We start from the raw sequence: 6,411 nt of genomic DNA, 5'->3' as shown, positions 1-6,411 counted from the left end.
ACCGTGTTGGACTGAGTTCTAGGGCCTTCCTAGACGATCGTCAAGGGCCAAAGGTCTGGGGCGTCAGGTTGGGGTGTGCCTCACGTGGAAAGGTCGAAAAGCCCAGAAACTGCAGGTAAGGAGTGATTGACCGTCACGGCTTAGATCATTATTCTCGGCGGATAGTACGAACCTGCCAGCCGTCCTCCCGGCGGTATGTTCGTCCACCTCTCCCATAGGAGAGCTTGAGCCGGATGAGGCTATGATCCGAAGCCATGTCTTCGATTACTCCACGTGCAACGACAAGGCTGTCATCGAGCACCTCAACCTCATCACCGGGCCTGATCCCTTTCCAGTCGAAGATTTCGAAAGACATTGGCGTGACAAAGCCTTCCTTAATTCGTTCGATCGGGACGGGTAATCGACCGGGCTCTGGTATCCGAAAAATGATGGCAGTCGAGAGGCGGGGACGACCAGCGTTTTCCTATCGAAAGCAAAGCCAAATCGCGAGCAACAGCTTTCTGGGCCTCCGTCCGGTTTACGCCGCCGTGGCCTTTAGAATTCCTCCCATACTTCGCGGCCCGGGTTACCTCATCACCGTTCCTACTGGAAGACAGCGGGTCGTAGAAGACAACGCCCACGCTTTGCCGGCCCGTGACCGAACCAGGCGGTAGGGGTATCGGATCAAGGTGGGTGTTACCTTCGACAGGCGGTGGGAGGACACTTGGGTACATCACGCCAAGGACGACCACAACAAGTTCCGGTTGGAGATGCTGCGGCGATCCAGAGCGCTTGTCCTCGCCAGCGCTTCGGCCTCTCCCAGTAGGGGGCTTCACTGTTTGCTCCTCTTCCCATCTAAAAGTCATCCTTGCGGCAGTCGTAGACCTGGAGGTTCGCCTTTTACGGCGGAGAAAAGATGGCATGGACCACAGCGAAGTAACTGCATGTCCGTTTAGTCATCGCTGCAAGGCTGAAGTTCAATGGGCAGCCCGGCGGTGGTGAATCTGGTTGGCACGCTGGGACGGACAGCCAGCTGGCGGACCTAGCCAAGCCGAGCGCATCCAGTCCAGATATGTCGCAGGGGCCCCACCTGACTGCCCGGGTACGGGCCTCCATCAGCGAGCATCAGTCGGTCCTCGACGCGATCCGGCTAAAGGACCCGACCTGTGCCGAACTTGCGATTCGCGGCCACGTCAAATGCCTCGAGTCTTGCCGCAGCCCCGTATCGAAGCACCAGAGGTATGCCCGAGAACGGAGAATTCACTGCGTCCGAAGGCACTTCGATCCTCTCCTTCTCAGACGACCGCGGAGAACCGGGACCACGGCCTTGCGAAGCCCTGGGTGCGCAGGCGGTTCCTTATCTCGGTGCCATGCGGAGGGCTCCGTCCATGCGGAATGTTTCGCCGTTCAGATAGTCGTGGTCGATGATGGCCAGGGCGAGTTGGGCGAATTCATCGGGTCGGGCAAGTCGCTTTGGGAAGGGGACGCCGGCTGCCAGACTTTGGCGAAACTCTTCACTGACTGCTTCCATCATGGGTGTTTCGACGATCCCTGGGGCGATGGTGTTCACGCGTATGCCATGCTGTGCAAGGTCCCGGGCAGCAGGAAGTGTCATTCCCACGACCCCGGCCTTTGAGGATGCGTAGGCGACCTGCCCGATTTGCCCTTCGTAGGCCGCGACGGAGGCTGTATTGATAATGACTCCGCGTTGGCCGTCCTGATCCGGATCGGTCTGTGCGATTGCCTCTGCGGCAGCCGCGAGCACGTTGAATGTTCCTACGAGATTTACTTCAATGACTTTGGCATACAAGGCCAAGTCGTGGACCCCGGCTTTGCTGAGTATGCGGTGCGATGGAAGTATGCCTGCACAGTTGATGACGATCCGCAAAGGATCCGCTGATGAAGCAGTGACCACCGCCTGTCGGATATCCTCCGGGCTCGTGACATCGGCTTCAAAGTACTCGACGCCTTCGACCGTTTCGGCTTTTCTAATGGCGGCATTGAGGTCGATGGCCACAACGCGGACGCCGTGTTTAGCCAGGGCCCGGGCGCAGGCTGCTCCCAGGCCGGAAGCTGCTCCCGTGACTATCGCTGCGGTATTTTCAAGTTGCATTGGAACTCCTGGTTCTGAGGCCCGTGGCCTTTATGGTTGCGCCGGTAACTATGGTCGCGGCGGTATTAGGTTCGGTTGCTGCAAATGCCGCAAGCGCACAACGCCGCGCCTGAGCGTTAGGCGAAGGCTGAGATTCCGGTGACCGCCCGTCCGACGAGGAGTGTGTTGATCTGCTGGCTTCCCTCATAGGAATAGATGGCTTCGGCATCGGCGAAAATTTTGGCCATTTCGAAATCGGTGCTGATGCCGTTTCCGCCTAGGACGGACCGTCCCAAAGCCACGGATTCCCTCATTCGCTCGGTGCAGGTGGCTTTGGCCAGGGCGGCGTGGTCCATGGTCAGCCGGCCGGACTCCTGCAGTCTTGCCAGTTGGATCATCAGTGACAGGGACATGGTCGCGTTGCCCAAAATCCTTGCCAGCTGGTCCTGGATGAGTTGGAAGGAGGCGATGGGTTTTCCGAACTGTTGTCGTTCAAGGGCATAGGCCCGTGCCACGTCGAAGGCGGCGAGCTGCTGGCCGACGGCCTGCCAGCTGACCCATACACGGGAGTTCATCAGAAGAGTGTTGGTGTCGCGGAATGTTTCGGTGCCCGGCAACCAGTTTGTGAAGGGTATTCGCACGTTCTGCAGGGTGATGTCTGCGTTCTGGACGATGCGTACCGAAATTTTGTTCGCGATCGGTTGAGCGTGGAAACCTTCGCGTTCTTTTTCGACGATGAACCCTTTGATCTGCCCGTCCGCAGTGTCTGTGGCCCATACGAGGACATAGTCTGCGAACGTGCCGTTCCCGATCCAGCGTTTTGATCCGTTGAGGATCCATTCATCTCCGTCGCGGGTGGCCGTTGTTTCCATGTGCCGGGAGATATCGGAGCCGTGCAGCGGCTCCGTTAAGGCGAAGGCACCAATTTTCTTCAGCGCCAGCAGGTCAGGCAGGAGCTTTTCCCGGTGCGCGTCGGAACCGAGTTGCTCGATGGCGGCGGCAAATAACTCGTGGTGGACTCCGAAAAAGGTGGAGATGGAGGTATCTGCCCGGGTGAGTTCCATCTGGATCAGTCCCGATAGCAGATGGTTTTCAGGTTTCCCTCCGGACAGCTGCAGGGCAGCCAGTTTGGGCAGCAGGTCGAACGGGAATTCGGCGCGGTTCCAGTAATCGACGGCGATAGGGCGTACTTCGCTCTGAAAAAACTCCCGGGCCGCCGTTAGGCGCTGCTGTTCGGCATCGGAGAGCAGATCCTTTATAAAGAGCAGATCAGCATCCGGATACGGGACTGTGCCCCCAACTAATGGAGCTGGTGGTTGAAGGGCTTCTTTAAGAGGAGTCATGATTGCCTTTCCGTGGCTATGCCCGCAATGCGCCGAACCGGGCACCGCCTGGCAGGCGTTTGCTTCGTGTTGGGTTAGTTGCGGTAAAGGAGGAGTGCTTCGCCCTATCCGCCTCCGCCGCAGAGGGCCACGGCTGCCCGGCCTGTGCCGCGGCTTCTTAGTTCGTTGGCGGCATGAACGACGAGCCGGGCACCGGATGCACCGATGGGGTGGCCCAGGGCTATGGCACCGCCGTGGATGTTGCACCTGTCCAGCGGGATCCGAAGTTCTTTGAGGGATTGAACGGCGACGGCACCGAATGCTTCGTTGATTTCAATGAAGTCCAGGTCTTCCGTGGTCCAGCCCGAGCGGGTCAATGCCGCGTTGACGGCGTTGGAGGGCTGGGAATGCAGGGAGTTGTCGGGCCCGGCGACCTGCCCCGGTTCGCCGATGACTGCGATGATGTCCAGGTCCAGCTTGTCGGCGTTGGCACGGCTGGTGAGTATCAGGGCGGCTGCACCGTCTGAGAGTTGGGAGGAGTTGCCGGCGGTGATTGATCCGTCGGCGGCAAAGGCGGGGCGGAGCCCAGCGAGCGTCTCGGCGGTGGTGTGGGGCCGTACGCCGTCGTCGTTGCTCACTACGAGGGGTTCGTCCTTGCGGCGGGGGATGGTGATGGAAATGATTTCATCTTTGAAGATTCCGTTGTTGGTTGCCTGGGCGGCGCGTTGGTGGGAGGCGGCCGCCACCTGGTCCTGTTCTTCCCGGCTGATCCTGTGGAAAGTATTGCCGCGTTCGGTCAGAGAACCCATTGGTTCCTTGTCGTGGGCGTCGGTGAGGCCGTCATTGGCGACGGAGTCCAGGGCTACGGTGTTGCCGTAGGTCCAGCCTTGTCGGGACCGGGGCAGAAGATGCGGGCCCTGGCTCATTGATTCCTGTCCACCGGCCACGACCACCTGGGCGTCCCCGGCGCGGATGAGCCTGGCGGCGTCGATGACAGCTGTGAGTCCGGACAGGCAGACCTTGTTGATGGTGGTTGCCGGCACGTTCCAGCCGATGCCGGCTTTGATGGCTGTCTGCCGTGCCGGGTTTTGCCCGGCACCTGCCTGAACGACCTGGCCCATGATCACGGCGTCAACGAGGCTGGGACTGATCCCTGATTTTCCAGTGCTCCGGCTACGGCCAGGGCGCCGAGTTCAACGGCGCTGAGTCCTGCGAGCTGGCCGTTGATCCGGGCAAGGGGTGTCCGGGCGCCGCCGACGATGACGACGTCTCCGGGGCGGGGGCCGGATGGTTGCGTGGTGTTCTCTCCCATGCTGCTGTGATCCTTCCATAGTGCGCTTGGTGGTGCTCACGGAGTGGGTGGCGGTCCGGGTGCGCCGGGGACTCCAAGTCGGGTGTTTCCTACTGGGTGGCGCGTTGTTTCCGGAGGATGTATCGCTGGACCTTCCCTGAAGGTGTTTTGGGGAGATCCTCCACGAAATGGATCCGCCGTGGAAAGGCATGCGCCGCGTACTGGGTTTTGACGAGTTTCTGAAGTTCGGCGACGAGGGATTCAGTGCCTGTGGCGCCCTCTTTGAGGACGACATAGGCTTCCAGGACTTCTCCGCGAAGTTCATCCGGTGCTCCGATGACGACGCTTTCGAGGACTGCCGGGTGGGTGGACAGGACGCTCTCTACGTCGAACGGACCAATGCGGTATCCGGCCATGATGATGACGTCATCATCGCGCGATGAGAAATAGTAGTATCCGTCGGCGTCGGTTTTTCCGGCGTCACCGGTGAGGTACCAGCGCCCGTCCTGGCTGAAGCGTTCGGCTGTCCTTTCAGGGGCGTCCTTGTAGCCCGTGAACCACATCATTGGACTTGCGGAGACGTCCACGGCAACCCGCCCCAGCTCATCGACACCGGCCAATTCGTCCGATCCGTCTTTTAGAACAGCGCAGGTCCATCCCGGCAGTGGATGTCCCATGGAGCCTGGGCGAAGGTCTTTGCGTACGTCATCGTGCCAGGCGTTGATGATCATCATGCCGTGCTCAGTTTGTCCGTAGTGATCCCTGACCGGCACGCCGAAGGCTTCTTCTGCCCAGGAAATAACTTCCGGGGTCAGAGGCTCTCCGGCTGAGGAAGCCCTGCGTAGCCGCAGGCTACTTGGTGCGGCGTCCGATTTGGCACGCATCGTTCGGTAAACGGTGGGCGCGGCGGCGAAGTTGGTCACCTTGAAGTGTTCAAGCACAGCAAAGGCCAATTCGGGGGAGAACCCTGCATGAAGCAGGAGGCTGCGCCTGCCTGCGGCCAAGGGGCCCAGGATTCCGTAGTAGAGTCCGTAGGCCCAGCCAGGGTCCGCCGCGTTCCAGAACACGTCATCTTCGGTGACGTCCAGGCCGAGCTCAACGTATTGGCGGAAGCTTGCCAGGGCGCGGAGCGGGACCGGGACGCCTTTGGGGGTACCGGTGGTCCCGGAGGTAAAGAGCATCACCAGGGTGCCTTCGACCCACGGCCTCGGCACGGATACCCGGCTGCTGGGTTGCCAGGAGCGGAGCCAAAGCCAGGTCCGGTGCCGCTGCGTGGCTTCCGGCCACCAGGATGGCGGCGGTTGTGTCTTGGAGTTTTTCGCGCTGGTCTGCATCGGTGATGACGACTTTGGCCCGTGATGCATTCAGCCGAAGTTCAATGGCCGGCCACGCGAACGCGGTGAACAAGGGTACGTGGATGGCCCCGCGCCGCCAGATGGCCAGCAGCATGACGACCAGATCGGCGGATTTGCCCATCAGGGTGGCGACAGCGTCGCCGGGTCCGACGCCAAGTTCCGCCAGGGCGGCAGCTCCCCGTTCGGAACGCTCGCGGAGTTGCCCGTAGGTGATGTCTTCGCTGGACAGGTCGGCTTCGATAATGGTGAAGGCGATGGCAACGGGGTCATGTGTGTCGCAAAGCAGCTCGGCAGCGCAGGCATCCGAGGTGGTGTACCGGCTAAGGGCGGCCTCGACGGTGAGGACGGGTGCGGGCATCTGAAAATCTCCTC

General features: G+C 60.8%; 5 protein-coding genes and 1 pseudogene. 1 reads left to right on the top strand and 5 read right to left on the bottom strand.

Annotated elements, in window-relative coordinates; all coding sequences use genetic code 11:
• The first annotated feature begins 241 nt into the window (after positions 1-241).
• A complete protein-coding gene (locus tag AC3A4Z_RS21125) occupies positions 242-400 on the top strand; it encodes a hypothetical protein (protein ID WP_498714082.1) in 159 nt (52 codons plus the stop codon).
• A 936-nt stretch (positions 401-1,336) separates the two neighbouring features.
• On the opposite strand, the gene AC3A4Z_RS21120 is transcribed toward AC3A4Z_RS21125, so the two are convergent.
• From AC3A4Z_RS21120 to AC3A4Z_RS21100, 5 genes and pseudogenes are all read right to left on the bottom strand, one after another.
• Positions 1,337-2,092 carry an SDR family NAD(P)-dependent oxidoreductase gene (locus tag AC3A4Z_RS21120; RefSeq protein WP_498714080.1) on the bottom strand — a complete coding sequence of 252 codons (756 nt, stop codon included), beginning with the start codon at positions 2,090-2,092 and terminating at the stop codon, positions 1,337-1,339.
• A 116-nt stretch (positions 2,093-2,208) separates the two neighbouring features.
• Positions 2,209-3,414 (bottom strand): acyl-CoA dehydrogenase family protein, encoded by a 1,206-nt coding sequence (locus AC3A4Z_RS21115; protein ID WP_498714078.1) that lies wholly within the window; start codon positions 3,412-3,414, stop codon positions 2,209-2,211.
• Between the two features lie 104 nt (positions 3,415-3,518).
• Positions 3,519-4,705: pseudogene (locus tag AC3A4Z_RS21110) on the bottom strand (acetyl-CoA C-acetyltransferase).
• Between the two features lie 89 nt (positions 4,706-4,794).
• A complete protein-coding gene (locus AC3A4Z_RS21105) occupies positions 4,795-5,898 on the bottom strand; it encodes an AMP-binding protein (RefSeq protein WP_498714076.1) in 1,104 nt (367 codons plus the stop codon).
• Positions 5,780-6,397 carry an AMP-binding protein gene (locus AC3A4Z_RS21100; RefSeq protein ID WP_498714074.1) on the bottom strand — a complete coding sequence of 206 codons (618 nt, stop codon included), beginning with the start codon at positions 6,395-6,397 and terminating at the stop codon, positions 5,780-5,782. Before AC3A4Z_RS21100 ends, AC3A4Z_RS21105 begins: the two co-directional genes overlap by 119 nt.
• Positions 6,398-6,411 lie beyond the last annotated feature (14 nt).

It is taken from the genome of Arthrobacter sp. Soil_C_49, assembly GCF_057656635.1.
This window is presented reverse-complemented; position numbering and strand designations above follow the sequence as displayed.